The organism is Streptomyces violaceus, assembly GCF_036014075.1.
GTDB classification, from domain to species: Bacteria; Actinomycetota; Actinomycetes; order Streptomycetales; family Streptomycetaceae; genus Streptomyces; species Streptomyces violaceus.
Window position 1 is genome coordinate 12,103 of sequence record NZ_CP107912.1, and the last position, 17,241, is coordinate 29,343.

Annotated in this window: 4 protein-coding genes; all 4 read right to left on the reverse strand. The window is 72.3% G+C overall.

Features of this window, described 5'->3' with window-relative positions; translation table 11 throughout:
* Positions 1-16 precede the first annotated feature (16 nt).
* Positions 17-15,598, reverse strand: a complete 15,582-nt coding sequence (locus OG542_RS40220) for a hypothetical protein (RefSeq protein ID WP_328418515.1) — start codon at positions 15,596-15,598, stop codon at positions 17-19.
* A 231-nt stretch (positions 15,599-15,829) separates the two neighbouring features.
* Positions 15,830-16,180 carry a hypothetical protein gene (locus OG542_RS40225; RefSeq protein ID WP_328418517.1) on the reverse strand — a complete coding sequence of 117 codons (351 nt, stop codon included), beginning with the start codon at positions 16,178-16,180 and terminating at the stop codon, positions 15,830-15,832.
* Between the two features lie 9 nt (positions 16,181-16,189).
* Positions 16,190-16,675, reverse strand: coding sequence for a hypothetical protein (locus OG542_RS40230; protein WP_328418519.1), 486 nt, complete (start codon positions 16,673-16,675; stop codon positions 16,190-16,192).
* Positions 16,672-17,187, reverse strand: coding sequence for a hypothetical protein (locus OG542_RS40235; RefSeq protein WP_328418521.1), 516 nt, complete (start codon positions 17,185-17,187; stop codon positions 16,672-16,674). Before OG542_RS40235 ends, OG542_RS40230 begins: the two co-directional genes overlap by 4 nt.
* Between the last annotated feature and the right edge of the window lie 54 nt (positions 17,188-17,241).

Genomic DNA, 17,241 nt, shown 5'->3' on the forward strand with positions numbered 1-17,241 from the left:
GGCCCTCGTTCGTGTCCTACCGCTGCGTCGGCTTGGGGTTCTGCTGCTGCGGGTCGGCGCCGCCACGGCGCAGGTGTCCTGCCTGCTCCGCGGAGCCGCCCGACTTAGCGGAGCCGCTCGGCTTCTTCGCTCCGCGCCGCGTGGTCGACTTGCCCCGCGCGGCCGCCGTGGAGACGCGCGTGCCGCGCCCGTCCTTGGCGCCGGGGAGAGGCCGGGACAGCGCCTCCCCGATCCGGTTCATCGCCGGGATGTCCACGATGGTGGACGCAGTGTCCCGTGACGCCGGCGGCGGCCCGCTGCGGCCCCCGCCGGGGGAGCTGTAGTCGGCAGCGGCGTCCGCGACGTCCCGCAGCGCATCGGCGGCCGCCGCATCGGACGCCTTCCCGTCGCCACGTCGACGGAGTCGGTCGGCCCCCGCCTGCGCCCACCCGGCGACCGTCTCGCAGACGTTGATCGAGACCTTGCGGAAGAACTCGCCGACGCGGTTGTCCCCCATCAGCCGGTCGAAGTGCTCTCCGGCCCGCTCCCGCATGACGCGGACCAGGTGGCCGACCGCGCCGCGCACCGTCTGGATCTTCTGCCACTCCGGGAAGTCCTGGAGGGCGGCGGTGTGCGTATCGGCCTGCTGGAGGGCGGCGTTGACGGCGGCCGCCTGCTGCGGGACGGGTGCGGCCGCCGCCGCTTCCGTCACCCTCTCCGCTGCGGTGTCCGCCGGGTCAGGGGCGGTCGACGGTTCCGCCGGCGCGGCCGAGGGGGCGGCCTCGGCGAAGGACCGCTGCAGCGTGGCGAGGTCGGCGTCGAGTTCGGCGACCAGGTCCTGCGCCGTGCCGTTCTCCGGCGGCACGTGCTCGTTCCAGGCGTCCATCACCGCCTGGAACTCGGCACGGACGTCCATAGGTCCGGCCGGAGGCTCCGTCGCCGCGGTGTCCGCGGGCGAGGCCTCCGTGCCGGTCCACAGCGGCAGCTCGCCGGGCTGCGGTGCGGCGGGCTCCGGCTGATCGGCCCGGAGGGCGTCTTCCAGTGCCCGGCGAATGCCGTCGACGGCGGCGTCGAGAGCCGGACCGTCACCCTCGCGGGCTGCGGGGCCGTCCGGCATCTCCGGGTCCGGTGCGCCTGCGGTCGCCCCTGCTGGGGCCGCTGACGCTTCCTCCCGGGCGGGGCCGGTGCTCTGTGAGTCCGGAACTCCGGGACTGCCGGACTCCGTAGCTTCCTGTTGTGGCCCGGCGTCCGTCGCCGCGGCGGCTACCTCGTCAACGTCGGCCGTTGCTTCTTGCTGGTCCTCCGCGTCCAGTTGCTGCCGCTCGCGGTAGGCCGCCGCAGCCGCGGCCGCTTCGGTCCTGGCGACGGCGAGCGTGGCCCGCACCTGGTCCTGCATGCGCCGGGAGTCGTACAGCAGATGGGCCAGCGGGAAGGCCAGCTGACGGCGCTCCGGGTGGCCGGGGTCGTTCGGCAGCGCGCCACCCCAGTTGTTGACGGCCCCCTGGACGCCGTCGAGGTACTGCGTCATCTGCTGCGATCCGTGGGCATCGGTGACCGCGGCCGCCAAGCTGTCGAGGCTGCCGACCAGCTCCCGGAAGCGCTCGTTCTGCTCGACGTCGGGGTAGGCCCGGGCGGCCGCGCTGGCCACCGCGTCGCGATGCCGCACGGCGACATCGCGCAGGTCGGCCCGCAGCACGTCCACCCGCTGCCGGGGCTCGTCACCGACGGCCGCGCCGGGCGGCGGACCGTACGGGGCGCCGGTGAAAGCGGAGTGCATGACCGCAGCGTGGGCCGCGGCATCCTGCGGCGAGTCGACCAGGTACGTGACGTCATTGGGCAGGCGTTCGACGTCCAGCCGCGCAAACCACCCGCCCTCGGGGCCCGGGTGAACCGTGGCGATGACGAGGTCGCCCCGCAGTACGTCTCCGGAGTCGACCGGCTGACCGTCCAGCCCGGACAGACGCAGCCGGTAGCCCGGGTCCCCGGCGAGCGTGACGGTCTCGAAGTAGCGCTGGGGTGCGGGCGGCTCCTCGGTGATCGGCTCGTCCGGCGGCGGCGCGTCGGTGGTCTCCGGGCTCGGCGGGGTGGTCATGGTGGGTTCCTCCGAAGCATCTCGCGCCGTCTCGTCGGGGGTGTCCTCGCTCGCCGGGGTCGGGTGGTCCTGCTCGAGGAACGACGCTTCGCGCCGTGCCTCGTGCATCCCCTCATCCGGGACCGCGACTGCGGGTTCCTGGGGGTCCTGGGGGTCCGGCGCGCGATCCGGCGCCGGACCGTCGTCCGTGGCGGCGGCCGCCACGGTGTCCTCCGGGGCGTCGACGGCGGCCGGCGGCTCCTGCGCTTCCTCGGGTTCCGGCGCCGGATCGTCCGTGACACCGTCCGTCTCGGTGTCCGGCGCGTCCGCTGACGACTCCGCCGGGCCGGTGTCGGCGGCCGGTTCGCCGGGGCCCGGCTCGGTGCTGCTCTCCGGGGCCTCCGGCTCGTCGTCGACGTCCACGGGCGACTGCTCGTCGTCGAGGTCCACGGGCGACTGCTCGTCGGGCTCCGTCTCGGCGGCCGCGCTCTCCAGGTCGGCGGCGCCCTGCTCCGCGGAGTTCGCGGCGAGGGCGGCCAGCTCCTTCTCGAAGGCCTCCACCGTCGCCTGTGAGCGGGCGACCAGGAGGGTGGCAGCCTCCCGTACCTCACCCAGCGGACCGCTCAGGTCCTCGCCGACCACGGTCTCCAGGGCGCCGCTCCAGACCGCGACCGTGTGGACCTGGCGCACCAGGTCGTCCGGCGAGCCCGCCGGGCCGTCACGCAGGGACTGCCCGGCGTCCCGGTACGCCGCCGCCAGTTGGGTCACGGGGTTGGTCGGGTCGCCGCTGCCGTCGGGCCGCTGCTGCCGGTCCGCGTCGTAGTAGCGCTGGACCGTGGGCAGCGCGTCCCACCGCGCGAACGCCTCGCTCAGCCGGTCGATGTCCGCCTGTGCTTCTTCGTCGCTGCTGTACGGCTCGGCAGGATCGAGCGGCGGCACGTCCACGTCCAGGAGCACCACGTCCAGCTCCGGCAGTTCAGCGGCGGCCGGTGCCTCAGCGGTTTCGGTCTGCGCGGCGTCGTCCAGCGTCGGCGTCACCACGGCTGCGAGGGGCTGCGGAGCCGCATCCGCTGTCGACGTCTCCGAGTGGTGGGCCTGGCGGTGCGCCAGAGCCAGTGCCTCACCGGCGGGGGTGCGGTCGGCGTACTTAGCGACATCGGCGCGCTCGGTCCAGCTGCACACACACCACGCCTCGACCCACGACGTGCCCGGGCCGCCGAGGGTGACGGCCGTCGCGTGCGGCACCTCGTCGGCAACGGCCGTGGCGTGGAGGCGGAGTCGTTCGAGCATCGGCGCCCATGCGGACATGTAGCTGTCGACGGCGGTGCAGGATGCGATCAAGGTCCCCGCTTGGTCCTCGATCAGGAGCGGCGCCAGGTCACCGGAGGCGGTGCGGCCTTCCCACTCCCGGCGGACTGTGTACAGGGCGCCGGTCTCGGCGGTGATCGTCCACGAGCCGTCAGGGTGGTACTGGATCGCCTCGGACTCCCCGACTTCCGGCAGTAGCCACAGTCCGGCGTCATAGTGCATGCGGCGGGCGACGGTGAAGCCGGTGGCCAAGTCCCCGCCAGCCTTGGCCGCATGCTCAGCGACGGCCGCCAGGGCCGCGCTCTCGCCCTCGCCGGAGCCGATGCTGATCACGTCCCACCGGCCCGACGGCTCTACGCCGTGCCAGGTCGCCCGCCACATGATCCCCCGCGCGCCCTTGCCCTGGGCATCGTGGGAGATCTCGTACTCGCCGACGGTCAGCCCGGGGCCGGTGACGGTGAACTCATACGAGGACGGCTCCCCATCGCGGTTCTGCGGGCTGACGGTCAGCGTATTGACGTCGACGACCACGGGCGCCTCCTCAGCAGGCTCCGGCGCCGCGTTGCTGCCCTCCACCCCCGAGCCGGCGAGTCCGAGGATTGCGACGGCCACGCGGTCGGTCTCGTTCGCCGCATCCATGTGGGTCGCGCCACGCCGGGCGACCAGCGCGGCCCGGTCCTGGCGTGCTGCGAACGCCTCATCTGCCGCCCGCTTCTGTGCCGTTGCGTCCCCGCCCGCAGCCTTCACCCGCGCTCGCGCTTCACGCATGGCGCGGTCGTCGCCCGCTTCGCACGCCTCCGCGATGATCTGAGCCGTCAGAGCCTGGGCGGGCCACGGGGCGGCCTCTCCGGCATCCAGCGCGGCCGACAGCATCTGTCCGGCAAGCTCAGCGATCCGGTCGGGCCACTGCTTCCAGTGCAGGTCGCCGACCTTCGGATCACCTACGGCCAGGGCCTGAACGAGGCTCTGAACGTCGCGGTGACCGATGTGCCTGTCCTCGTCGTTCAGGAGGCGGTGAGACAGGCACCGCGCACACACGGTGTAGCAGCCAAGTTCGCTGCCCTGGTCCGTGTCGACGGAGACGGTGTACCGGGCACCCGAGCGCTTCGCGCTGCACTTGCCGACGTACGGCTGCGACGCGTCGCAGTACGCGTCCGGCGTGTCGGCCATGTCGTCCGTGAGCTGGGCCACGACGCGTAGCCGCGCGTTCGGAATGGCGTCCTGGGCTGAGTGCCAGATCTTCCACTCGGCGACGTACTGCCGGTTATCCGGGCCCTTCCGGGACCAGTCCTCACCGGTGCGGCCCTGCGCGCCGTCCGGGTCGGTCAGGTGCTCCCAGCCCCACCGGCACGACGCGATAAGACCGATGCGGCCGAACCGGCGGACCAGGTACACGCCCTCTTCGAGCTGGACGCGGTCCGTGGTCGTCTCGAACTGGGGGGCCTGCGCCGTCAGGTGCCCGTACCGGGCCCACAGGGAAGCGAACCGGGTGCGGGTCGCCGAGTCCTCACGGATTCGCGCCAGCACGGTGGTAAGGGGCCGGTCGTCCTCGTTCGCGGCCCACCAGTAGGAGCCGTCAGCGTCGTGACCGGCCTCCCACTGGTCCTCATCCGGACGGGAGTACGTCACAGGGCGTAGCCGGAACGTGTGCCCACCCGCCGTTGTCAGAATCCAGCCCGCCGCCGGTTCGCGCCGGTCGGTGAACGACACGGGGGCGATCGTCTCGCCCTCGATGAGCGCCGCCTGAAGCTGCGCCCCTGGCCCGTCCTCGGTCGTCACCAACTGGGCAAGCAGTTCATCAGCAGGAACGGCCCCGCTGCCCGTGGTCGTCTCCGGCTCCGCCAGGTCCTCCGACGGGTCTGGTGCCGGGTCGCCGAACAACCCGAGCTGTTCCGTCTCGCCTGTGCTCTGGGAGGCCACGCCCTCCCCTTCCTGGGTGCGGTCGGTCGGCTGGTCCGGTACGCGCTGTTCCTCGGGGGCGGGCGGTGTGGACTCGTCGGCGTTGCTCGTGTTCTCCGCCGGCGCGGCGGCCGCCCGCTCGGCAGCCCGCTCGATCAGGTGGGCGACATCCGCGTGCAGCCGCTGGGCCTGGACGTCGAGGTGTTGACGCAGCCGGTGCAGGGGCAGGCCGACGTACTGGTTGAGCATGTCGTCGTCGGTGGCGGCGAACAGAGCGGCCGCGGCGGTGCCCGCGGCCTCCATCGCCGCGGCGTTGGCCCGGTAGGGGTCCACGCCCCTCGCGGTCGCGTCGATCGCTCCGATCGCCCCGCTGAGCGCCTGGATCTCGTCCTGGGGACCGGCGCCGTCCGGCCAGACGCGCGAGGTGACCTCCGCGACGGCGGCGTGCAGGTCGTAGGTCCGCTGAGTCTCCAACGCGACCTGGTCGTGGCTGTTGTGGCGGCCGAACACCGCGGCGACGTCCTGCGGTGCCCGCCGCTCGCGGGGCACGACCAGGACCTCATCCGTGAAGTCCAGGGCGAAGCCGTTGAGGGTGCCCTTGGCCGCGTCGCGGGTCGAGAACCCCATGACGCTGCCCCGGCGATTGCTGCCGAACCGCAGCTCGGTGACTGCCTCGCCCCGCGTGCCGCCCTCGGCGATGAGATCGCCCAGGCGGACCTGCGCCACCGTGCGGGTCTCCGGCCGCAGGTCGTCACGGTGCTCGGCCGGGATGAGCTGAGCCTGCGCAGGCAGTTGCCGGATGAAGACCGTGTCTGTGGCGGTCACCTCCCTTCCGGTCTGGTCGACGATCACGGCATCGAGCAGCGTGGTGTTCTGGCGGTAGTCGCGGTACCCGGGGTAGACGGTGCCGGTGACGGTGACCGTCTCCGGCACAGGCACCCCCCAGGCCTCCCCGTCCCACTCGATGCTTCTGCCGTTCACGACAACCGTGATCCGGTTGCCGCCCTGGAGCGTCTCGCGGGTGACCTCGTGCGGGTCCTGCGCCGCCGCGGCGGCCGCCGTCTCCTGTGCGGCGGGTTCCTCCGGCTGCTCGACATCGGCCGGCGGGGTCCCCGGGACGGCGGCGGCCGCGGGTTCGGCGACCACGCGAGTCCCCCAGATCTGGTGGGCGCGGGCCAGTTGGCTGACCTCGGACAGCTCCACGTCGAAGGTGGACACGACGTGCTCGATGCACAGAGGTTCGCTGTCGCCGACACGGTAGAGCGGCTGAGGCCCGGCATCATCCGCGTGCAGGTTGTACCGCCCGCACAGTCCGTCGGCCGCCGGGGCGAAGTCGTAGTCACGGCCGTGCGCACGGAGAGGTTTGGCAGCGTCCTCGCGGGCCTCCCGGACCACACGCTCGCAGATCTCGACCGCCCCGCCCCGGCTTTCCGCGCTGCCGAAGGTCCGGACCGCTTCGCCGTCGATCTCGATACGAGGAGTGAAGATCTGGACGCCGTTGGAGGCGTGGCGGGTCACCCCGACCACGAACGGCACGCCGTCCGCGAGGACGTCGAAAACCAGCTCCGACCCGCGCGGCGTGATCTCGCCGACCGTCACCGGGATCGGCTCGCGCACCACGGCCAGGCCCTTGCGCGGCACATGGTCGGCGTACGACGTGAGGGGCCCGGCGGGGACGGAGTCCACGGGGGACAGGTCCTCGAACGGCACCTGTTCCACGGGCCCGTCGGCGGGCCGCAGGTCCACAGCGGCGCCGTTGAGGGCGTAGGTGTAGCCGGTGGCCTTCTTCCCGCTCCGGCTGAGGAGGTGGTACTCGCCGGTGACGCCGCTCCGGTCGGTGCTGACGTACCAGGTGTCCTTGCCCGGGCCGGGCGACATCACCTGTCCGGTCACCTGCTGGCCGTTCGGCCCGTCCCGCCAGGTCACCCACGAGCCGATGTCGTACTCCGCAGGGAGCAGACCCGGGGCGTCCTCCTGCCGGGGCAGGCGCAGGGAGGGCAGCGGCCGCCACGGCTCCAGGCCGTTGGCCGTCTTGTAGGTCTGGCGCCACCGGTCCAGATCGTCCGCCTGCTCTGCGGGCGTCTGGGCTGTCTGTTCGTTCTTGGTTTCGACGACGGCGGCGAACTCGCTGCGACGCCGCTGGTAGCCGTCCACGGCCGCCTGGTGGAACCCGGCATCGGCAGGGACCGCGAGCAGGGTGAACGTCAGCCGCCCGTCGGTACTGGTCAGGCGCTCTCGCCCGTCGTCCCTCGCGGCCGCGCCTGCGCCGTCCGTGTCCTGCCCGCCGGCGACCGCTTCGGGCTGGACCTCTTCCACGGTCATCTGCCCGTCCGGCACGCCGGCGGACTCTTCCGTCTCCGCTTCGGGGGCGGGCTCGTCCTGTGGCTCCGGGGCCGGGGCGCGTTCGGGCTGCGTGAGGCCGAACTCGTCGTACAGGTCGGCCGTTCCGTACCCGTCGCCGGGCGGTTCGGTGGTCTCAGCCGCCGGTTCCTCGGTGCTGTCGCCGCCCGGCTCCGGCTCCTGGCCCTGGCCCACGGTGTGCTCGCCGGAAGTGGTGGCGGGCTCGGCGGCAGCGGCATCGGTGGCGCCGTCCTCGGGTGCAGGGGCGGGCTCGTCCGCAGGGATCGGGGCGCCCAGCCCGGCCTCCCGGTTCTGCTGGACGATGATCCGTTGCCGCTCCCGCCACTGCTCGAAGGCTTCGTCGGTGTCGTTGTCCTCCGTCCAGGTGTTGACGAGCACCACGGGCTCGGGGGCGGTGTTCTCCGCGTCGAACGCGGCCAGCCGCGCGGCCGCCGCGTCCACGTTGGCCTGGTGGGGTGCCCGCTTCTCCGCGTTCTCCTGGAGGGCCTTCTTGCGGCTGTTCTCGGTGGGGTGCTTCTTCGGGTCGAGCATGGACTCGGTCAGCTCGGGGATCTTGTCCCGCTCGGTGATCGCGCCGACGATCCCGTCGAGCAGCTCGACCCGGCGCCGCGCGTGCTCGATGGCGGGCCCGTAGTTCACTGCTTCCTGCTGGGCCGTCAGTACCGCCACTTCCTTCTCCAGGCCGGGAAGGCGCTCGCGGTCCATCAGCTGGTGGTCTTCGGCCTTTTCGAGGGCGGTGGCCAGGCGGCCCAGCATGGTGGCGCCGATGTTGCCCTTGACCAGGTCCTCCACGGAGCACCGCGATTCGCTGTGCCGCAGCTCGGGGAACCCGATGTACGCGCGGACCTCACCGCTGCCGGGGAGGATTTCCGGGCGGACGGCGAAGTCAAGGCCGCCGAAGGTGCCCAGCTTCTTCCACGCGCCAATGCCCTCGCTCTGGTGGGCGCGCACGGCCTCGGTGACGACCTGGCGCAGGACAGGGGCAGCCTCGCCGAACCGGTCGAACTCACGCCCGCCGATACGGATGCGGAAGGCGTCACCGCGGATCGTTTCGGTGATCTTAGGCAGGGCCTTGTCGCGGGCTGCGATGGCCGCCCGGGTGCCGACCACTTCGCCTTCCTTGGTGCCCAGCAGCTCCATTTGGCGGACGCGGTCTGCGGCCGCGTTGCGGCGGTCGGCCTCCAGACCCTGAAGATGGACCTTGGCCTCCATGAACTGCCGCATGTACGGGTTGCCGCCGATCTCGGCGGCCATCGTGGCGTAGTCCCAGTCGCTCGCGCCGATCTCTTCGACGGTGTCGCCGTCGTCGTCGCCTTCGCCGGGCGGCCGCTGGATGTCGCGCAGGCCCTCCGCCTTCGAGGTGAGCAGTCCGACCTGCCAGGCGTCCATGCTGCCCTTGGTGGCCAGGAAGTAGATGCTCACCTCCTCGTGCTGGTTGCCCGGCCGCAGGGCGCGGGCGTTGCGCTGCATCATCATGGCCGGGGTCCAATCCTGATCCAGGTGCATCAGCGCATAGGCCCGGTTCTGGCCGTTGAACCCGGTGCCCAGGACTTCACTGGAGCCCATCAGGACCGCGATGCCGCCGTTGTTGGCGGCCTTGGTCATCTCGGCTTTCCGCTCCGGGGTCCGGTGTTCCTGCGCGAACTGGACCATGTCCGGGGGGACGCCGCGGGCGGCGAGCAGGTCACGCAGCTCGGCGTACGCGTCGAAGCCGCCCTTGTTGTTGCCTCCGGGGGTGCCGGAGTTGGCGAAGACGAAGAACAGGCCACCGGGGACCGGGTGCGGAGTGTCGTCGCGGCTGGAGACGGCGTAGGTGTGGTCCTTGTGGGCGTGGTAGCCAGCCGCGATGATGTCGGCCGCCTCCACGAGCTTGTTCCCCGCGGGCGCGTTGGCGTCCACCAGCCGGGGGTCCAGGGCGACCGCGCGGCCCTCGCCGGAGACAGCCAGCATGTTGTCCTCGTCGCGGGTGACGTCCCCGGCGTGGATCGCCTGCCCCCGGACGACCAAGGACTGGAGCCGGGTTCGCTGGTCGGCGGTCGGTTCCACCAGCACCAGCTGGGGGGCGCCGCCGGCGACCCGGGGCCGCTCGATGCCGACCTCGTCACCGGTCTTGGTGTCGGTGGCCAGCCCCCACATGGTCTTCATCGTGGACTTCGACACGAAGCGGCTGAACCGCTCCACGATGGTCAGGCCGCTGCCGTCGGGCGCCTGCTCGATGCGCTGGACCCTCTGCCCGAAGGTCTCCGACCACAGGTCAGGGCCGTGTACTCCGAACTGGTCCAGCAGCCACGGCGTCGCCAGTTCGAGGCATGAGTACTGCTCGAAGATGGAGTTCTCCATCGGCGTGCCGGTGCCGAGGGTCACGGTGGGGCGGCCGCCGTCGTACTCCGCCATCCGGTGGTGCCAGCTGAGCTTTTGGTGCAGGTCCACCGCGCGGACGCTCGCGGTCTCGCCCCCGGCTTCCTTCGAGCGGAAGCCCACGGCGGTGAACCGGTGCGCCTCGTCGATGCAGGCGTAGTCGAACCCGAGGTCGTCCCAGTACACCTCGCCCGGAGTGCGCATCGGCGCGTCGTTGCGCCGGATGCGGGCCTCCACCGTGGCCAGGCGCTGCTCCAGCTTCATCAAGGCGAAGGCGTTGTGCGGGATGCCGCGCTCGCGCTCCAGCTGCTCCTTGAGCGACTCGATCTCACGGAAGAGGTACAGCTCCTGTTGTTCGGGACTCATCCGGATCGACCCGAACGCGCCCTCGGTGAAGATGACCAGGTCCGGGCTGTTGGCGCGCAGCCACTCCAGGACCGGGCGCCGGTTGCCGTCGGCGAGGTCGTCGGAGGTGATCAGGTGGATGTCGGCGTTGGGGTAGAGCAGCTTGGCCTCATCGAGCCACTGCCTGCCCAGGCCGGGCTGGACGACCGCGAACGGCTTGCCGATCTGCCCGGAGGCCTTGAGGGCCTGCGAGCCCATGACCATCGTGGTGGTCTTCCCCAGGCCCATCTCGTGCGCCAGGATCACGCCCCGCTCGAACTGCATCCGTGCGGCGCCGGAGAGCTGCCACGGGTGCGGAGTCCGCTCGGTGGTGAACCCCTCCAGGGTCGGGGCGAGGCTGTCGTAACTGCGCACGACGTGCCCGTTCATCTGCCGGTTGTAGGCGTCGGTGAGCTGGGTGACCCGGAGGGTGCTCGCAGTGCAGTACTCCTCGAACGCGGAGCGCATCGCGTCGGCCTTGTACCGCATGGCGCGGGTGGCGTCCTCGTCGACGCCGCTGCCGTCCAGAAGGTTGACCACCATCGACGCCTTGCCGAGCAGGGCCTTGGCGATGTGCACCGCCGAGCGCCGCTCGGTGCCCTTCAACGCGTTGATCGCGTCGGGCACCTTCCCCGCGGCCAGCGACCAGCCGTAGCGCTCGTTGTGGCTGACCTGGAGGGTCGGGTCGCCGAGGTACTCGCGCAGGAAGCCCTGCACCAGCGGCGCGGGAATCCAGTGGGCGCCGAGCTGGGCAGTGAACTGCCCCAGCCGCTTCGGTGGCGGCTGCACCACTTCCAGGGCGGCGACGTTCACCGCGTACTTCGGATCGGTGGCGGCCGCCTCGCGGGCCTGCTCCAGCTTCTCCCGCACCGCCCCCGACAGGTACGCCCCGGCGTGCTCCAGCTTCTTGGCGACCGGGTTGTCGAAGACCTCGGTGCCCAGCCGCAGGCGTGCCTCCTCGGCGGTGGTGCCCAGCAGTGAGGCGATCAGCGGCAGGTCCACGCGGCCGGTGGCGCCCATCACGGCCGTCAGCGCCGTCTTCGGGTCGTCGGTGGGCTCCAGGTCGCCGCGTCGGGCGCCCGGCCGCCGGGTCAGGACCTCGGAGTTGACCGCCCTATCGTTCGCCCGGTCCCAGTGCTCCAGGCCCAGGACGACGGCGGCGTGCGGGTCCTGGCGGAACCAGCCCCAGCCCGTGGGGAGCCGGTCCTCGCCGTCGAGTTCGACGCCGGCGTCACGGGCGGCGGCCGCCGCTTCCTCGCCCGGCAGCGCCAGCCGGGTCTGCCGGGGGCGCGACAGCGGTCCGTGCTTCGCGGTGTAGGAGGCGTGCAGCCGGGCGAGCTGGTCGCGGACCTCGCGCGCCCGGTCCGGGTCCTGGCCGGTGCGGTCCAGCTCCTGCAGTTCGCCGGCGACGTCGCGCAGCGCCAGCAGCGTCCGCAGCTGCTCGGTGCCCGAGACGCCGTCCGCGGTGATGACCCGGACCGGGTCCGCGCCGTTGACGTGCTGCCAGATCCGGCCGTGGTCGTCGGTGTAGAGGCGGCCGGTGAAGTCGGTGGCGTGCTTGAGCCGGGCGGTCTGGAGGAGGAGGGGCTCGCGGTGGGGCCAGTCCTCGTGATGGACGTAGCCCAGGCCGTCGGCGACCGCCGCGGCGGCGGTGGCCTCCATCCGCTCGCGCAGCAGCCGGGGCGCCTCGCCGGGGTCGCCCTGCACGGTCACCCGCGGCCCGTACGGTCCCGTCTCGGTCGTCAGGCGGCCCAACACGTGCTCGGGGTGCTCGGTGAAGTAGGCGTTCACGGTCACGGCGTTGCCGCCCAACTCCCGCTCGGGCGCCTCGATCCAGCCCTGATCGCGCGGTTCCTCGCCCTCCGCGCGGCGCCGGAACACGAGCACGTCGGCGACGACGTCGGTGTCGGCGGTCTCCCCGAAGGTGCCCTTGGGCAGCCGGTAGGCGGCCGCCAGGTCGCCCCAGCGGGACATGTCGCGGCGGGCGGCGGTGTCCTCGCCGTCCAGCGTCCACCGCGAGGTGATCACGGTCATGTAGGCGCCCGGCCGCAGCAGCGCGAGCTGCTTGATGATGAACCCGTTGTGCAGGGAGTGCCCGCCCGCCCGGTAGCGCCGCTCCCCGAACGGGGCCTGCGCGAAGGGGACGTTGCCGATCACCGCGTCGAACGTGCCGAGCGGGGCGTCGGTGTCGGTGAACGACTCCGCCAGCACGTTGGCGTGCGGGTAGATCCGTCCGGCAATCGCCGCGGTGGTGGGGTCCAGCTCGACACCGGTCAGCCGCGCGACCGGCGGTGCGACCCCGAAAAACGCGCCGGAGCCGCACCCGGCCTCCAGCACCTCCCCGCCGTCGAAGCCGTACGCGGCCAGGCCCAGCCACATCGACTCGGCGACGGACTGCGGGGTGTAGTGGGCCGACAGCACGGCCCGGGACGCCGCCCGCCACTCGAAGGGGTCCAGCAGGTCCCGCAGCTCACCGCGCACCCGGGAGTACGACTCCCAGGCGGCGTGGTCCGTCTCGAAGCCGCCCTCACGGTCCCCGCCGGGCCCGTAGATCGGCTCATCAGGGTCCGGCTCGTCCAGGAACACCGTCGGCACCGAGCCCCACCCCGACCAGCGGGCCAGGGTGCGCGCCTCATCCACGGTGGTGCCGCGGTTCTCGCGCTCCAGCGTCCGCAGAACCTTGACGGCTTCGAGGTTCGCCTCAGCCCGGGCCAGCGGGCCGCGCGGCAGGTCCGCCGGATCAGGGCGGAACCGCCGGGTTGCTACAGGTTCTCCAGCTCCCTGCGGATCGCCGCCAGCTCCACCGCTTCCGGACTCAGCGGCGCCGCCTGGTCCTCCGCGTCCTCCGGCGGCGGCAGCATCTCGCGCAGGACCTGCTCCCGCGCCGTCGCCGAGATCTGCGCCATCTGCCCGACCCGGGCCTGGTAATCCGTCTCCGGCTCCAGCGCCTCCTCCAGGTCCTCCTCCGCCGCCGCGATTGCCTCGCCCATCCGCGTCCCCAGCGTCCGGAAGTACCGGTCCGGGTCCTCCATCGCCGCCAGCTCCCGGGGCCGGAACTCCTCCCAGTGCCGCCGCAGCAGCGTCGCGTACTGGCTGTTCGCCGCCATCGCTCTCGCCTTCCTCTCGCTCGTCGACGGTACCGGCCAGCGCTGCCATCTGCGCCGCCAGCCGTCCCTGATCCACACCGCGCCGCTCCACGTCGCCGCCGGCGGCGCGCACCTGCTCGATCACCGCGTTGATGCCGATGAGCGCGGCGCCCATCGCCGGGATGCGCCGCTTGGCCGCCTCCCGCTCCCGCTTGGGCAGTTGCTCGTTGAGGGACTGCTCGCGCAGGTCCTCCGTGGTCCGCTCCGCGATCCGCGCCAGCTCCCCGAGTAGTCCAACCTCAAAGCGGAACGGGTAGGCCCGCATCACCCGGTTCGTGAGCGGGTTCAGCACTTGCACCTGCGTCGGCAGCTGGTAGGGGGTGAGCAGGGTGAGTACCCGGTCGTACTCACGGGAGAGCTGCGAGGGCCTGCGCCGCAGCCACGACACCAGCGGGTCATAGGAACTGCTCGGCAGGTCCACCCCCCGCATATAGCCCCAGGTGCGCTGCGGCAGCGTCTCCGGGTCCTGGTCGTACCGCCGTACGAGCGCGGCCATCGCCGCGGGCCCGGAGTCGAAGTCCCCGATGCTGCTGCGCTCGTCCCAGTTGGCCAGGGCCCGGAACTTCTTCCCCTGGCGCACCACGTAGCCATAGGAGTCCTCCGAGCCGTCAACCCGGACGGGGCGCTTGCCGCTGATACTTCTGCCGAAGACCGCGCGGGCGGCGTCGGGGTTCCGCTCCAGGCCCCGCCGGTCCCACTCATCGTCCGCGGCCCGCAGGCGCTTGGCCCGGGCCTCCTTGACCGCCTCGCTGTAGGAGTAGGCGGACTGCTCGTTGCGGGCCGCCAGGTCCGACCCCAGGTCGGCGCTCTCGGCGATCAGTTCCTCCAGCGTCATCTCGCCGACCGGCGTCCGCTCGCTGTAGGACCGCGCCCGCCGGGCGACCCGTTCGTCTTGGAGGCTCTTGCGGTAGGCGGTGACCTGGTCGTTCAGCTCGTTGCCGCCGGGCAGGCGGGTCCACACCGGCCCGATCCGCTCGTAGGCGCTCTCCAGCGCCTCATCGTCCAGGTCGGCGGCCGCCGGGCCCGCCATCAGGGCCCGGGCGGTGCGGCCGTTCTGCTCGGCGGTCACCGCGTCGCGCCGCCGCTCCAGCGTCCGGTACTTCTCGTCGGAGGAGTGGAACGACGTCTTGCCGATCGTCTTCTTCCACCACTCGCGCTCGGCGGCCAGGTCCTCGTCGCTCAACTCCGTGACCGGCGCCGCCGTCGCCTCCCGGTCCACCAGCCGCCTGCCGATCTCCTGGTGCAGGCGCTGGTACTCGGCCTCCGTCACACGGGGTTCGGCGCTGCTGTAGCGGTACTGACGGCGGGCCGTCGCAGCCGCGTCCTCCGCCGCCAGCAGTTCCTCGTCCGAGAGACCGGTCAAGTCCTCCGGCTCGGGCTCCGGCTCCGGCTCGGGCTCCGGCTCCGGCTCGGGCTCCGGGGCAGGCGGCGCGGCCGCCGGCGGGGCCTGCTGCGCCGGGACAGCGGCAGCGGCCGCCACGGCGGCCGGTGTCGGCGAGGTGGGCAGACCATCCGGCGTCTGGCTGGGGCCCAGCACCACGATGTTGCGGTCCTGGCGGGCGAACTCCTTCAGCACTGCGGCGAGGTTGCGGTCACGTGTGCCCGGGTTCCACTTCCGGCCCGTCACCCGTGCCTGTCGCTGTCCCGACCAGTACAGGTTCCCGGCCTTCACCGCCCGCAGGTCGTCATCGTCGTACTTGTCGGTGCCGTACACCGCGGCGACGCCGTCTTCCTCCCACCGCACCCACACCCGGTCGCGGACGCCCGGGTCGGCCACCGCCCGGTGATGGCGCGCGGCCAGCCCCGCGAACGACGTCAGCCGCCCGTCCCCGATTCCGTCGCTGACCAGCCGCGTGTCACCGACCCGGCCCACCAGGGCGTCGTTGTACCCCCGGCGGGCAGCGGAGGCGATCTCGGCGCCGTCCGGACCGAACACGGTGACCGTGCTGCCCTTGACGAGGGCGTGATAGCCCATCACCCCGTCTACCGGCTCCGCTCCTTCGGGGAGCGGCAGCGGACCAGGCGAGGCGGACAGGTCCGTCTCGGGCGTGGTCTCCGCTTCCGTGTCTACCGCGGCGAATTCATCCCCCATGCGCTTCTCCCCGTGCCACGTACTTCCGTGGCACGTCAGCAAGCACATGCCACGTCGTCCCCACCGGACCCTATCGACCAAGGTCAAAAACCTCGATGCAGATACGCCGTGCGCGACTTGAGCAGCAGGCGCGGAGATCGCTTACGCCAGAACGGCGACAACGCGGAAGGGCCCCGCGCCATGCTCCCCAGGCGGCGGGGCCCTTCGGTTGCTCAGGATGATGTCCCGGCGTCAGCCAACGTCCATGAGGACGGCGGTCACGAACGCCTCGGCCTGGTCCTGCGACCACTTCCCGTACGGCACGCTGGCCTGAGTCAGGGAGTGCCGCAGGCACAGCGCCGACTCCTTCAGGGGCACGGGCTGCTTGTCGCCCTCGTCGGCCGCGTCTTGGAGGGCGCGCCGGGCGACGTTTACGGCCGTGGCCGGGTCCACCGAGTGAACCCACTTCAGCGCCGTGATCACGTCCACGTACAGGTCAGACCAGCGCAAGTTGTCCATGCCGAACTGCTGGCCGTAGTGGCGCAGGTTGAGCGCCAGGGCGTGACCGATGGCGCCGGTCACGCCAGAGGGGAAGTCGCTCACGGTCTCTCCTCAGTACTCGATCGGGTGAGGGCGGTTGTGCACGGCGTGGTCTTCCACGGCCTGGAACGCGGCCCTGGCATCCTCGCCCCGGGCGATCGTGCCCAGCAGCGAGCCGACCCCGGCGAGCCCGTTGTAGAGGCACACGGGTGCGTCGTCGTCGACGGGCAGCTCCGCCGGGACGGTGCACAGGTTGAAACCGGCGAGAGACTTCCCGCCCATCGCCCTGCGGATCTCCCCGGCCGTGACGGCCAGGAAACCGTTCGCCTCCCACCGCACTCGGCGCATCAGGTCGACGTCAGGCAGCCCGGAGTCCGGGCGGGGCCCGCTCGCACCCTGGTACATCGGCCAGTCGTGCCGGTACTGGAGGATCCCGGCGGCGGCCGCGAGGTCCGGCACATGGTCCAGATTCCCGGCCGTGACGGAGACGGCGAGGGAGCGCACCAGCTCCAGCAGAGGCGCGCTCTTCCACCCGATGTAGTCGGTCGCAGCGGTCACAGGGCCGCCCCGTCCCGGGCGTCAGTCGTCTCGTCGTCGCCCAGCTCGCACAGCGCCAGGACGGCGGCGTGCCGGTCATCGTCCAGTCCGAACGGCCGGGCCCGGCCCTCGGCGACGTCGCCCCGGTACAGGTTGTGCTGCCCCTCGGCATACCCGCGCAGGAGCGCCCGGGCCTCGTCCACGGGGACGTCGAGTGCGGCCGCGACCTGCGCCCAGGTGGCGCCCAGCTCCAGCGCGGACAGGACGCGGCCGCCGCGCTCGTACGCGAGGTCGCGGCGGATGGACTCCCCCAGGGCCAGGACGGCGAGGGCGTCGCCCGCGTCGCCCCGCTGGACCTCGTACGGGAAGTCGTGCGGCAGGGCGAGGTTGCCGAGACGGTCGGTGTGATTGCTGCGCTTTTCCGCCTGCCAGCCGATCGGGACGGGTCCGCCCGGGCTCGTACGGACCTCGTCGGGGCGGCGGATCTCCAGGCCCTTCCAGCGGGCGTATTCGTCGGTCGTCTCGGTCGTCATCAGGGTCGTCCTCCTGGACGTGGACGTGGTCGGTGATTTGTCGGGAGGGTCAGG

Bases quoted from the DNA above. Each gene is read 5' to 3' on its own strand.
- OG542_RS40235 (WP_328418521.1), bottom strand. From the start codon at position 17,187: ATGACGACCGAGACGACCGACGAATACGCCCGCTGGAAGGGCCTGGAG.
- OG542_RS40220 (WP_328418515.1), bottom strand. From the start codon at position 15,598: ATGGGGGATGAATTCGCCGCGGTAGACACGGAAGCGGAGACCACGCCC.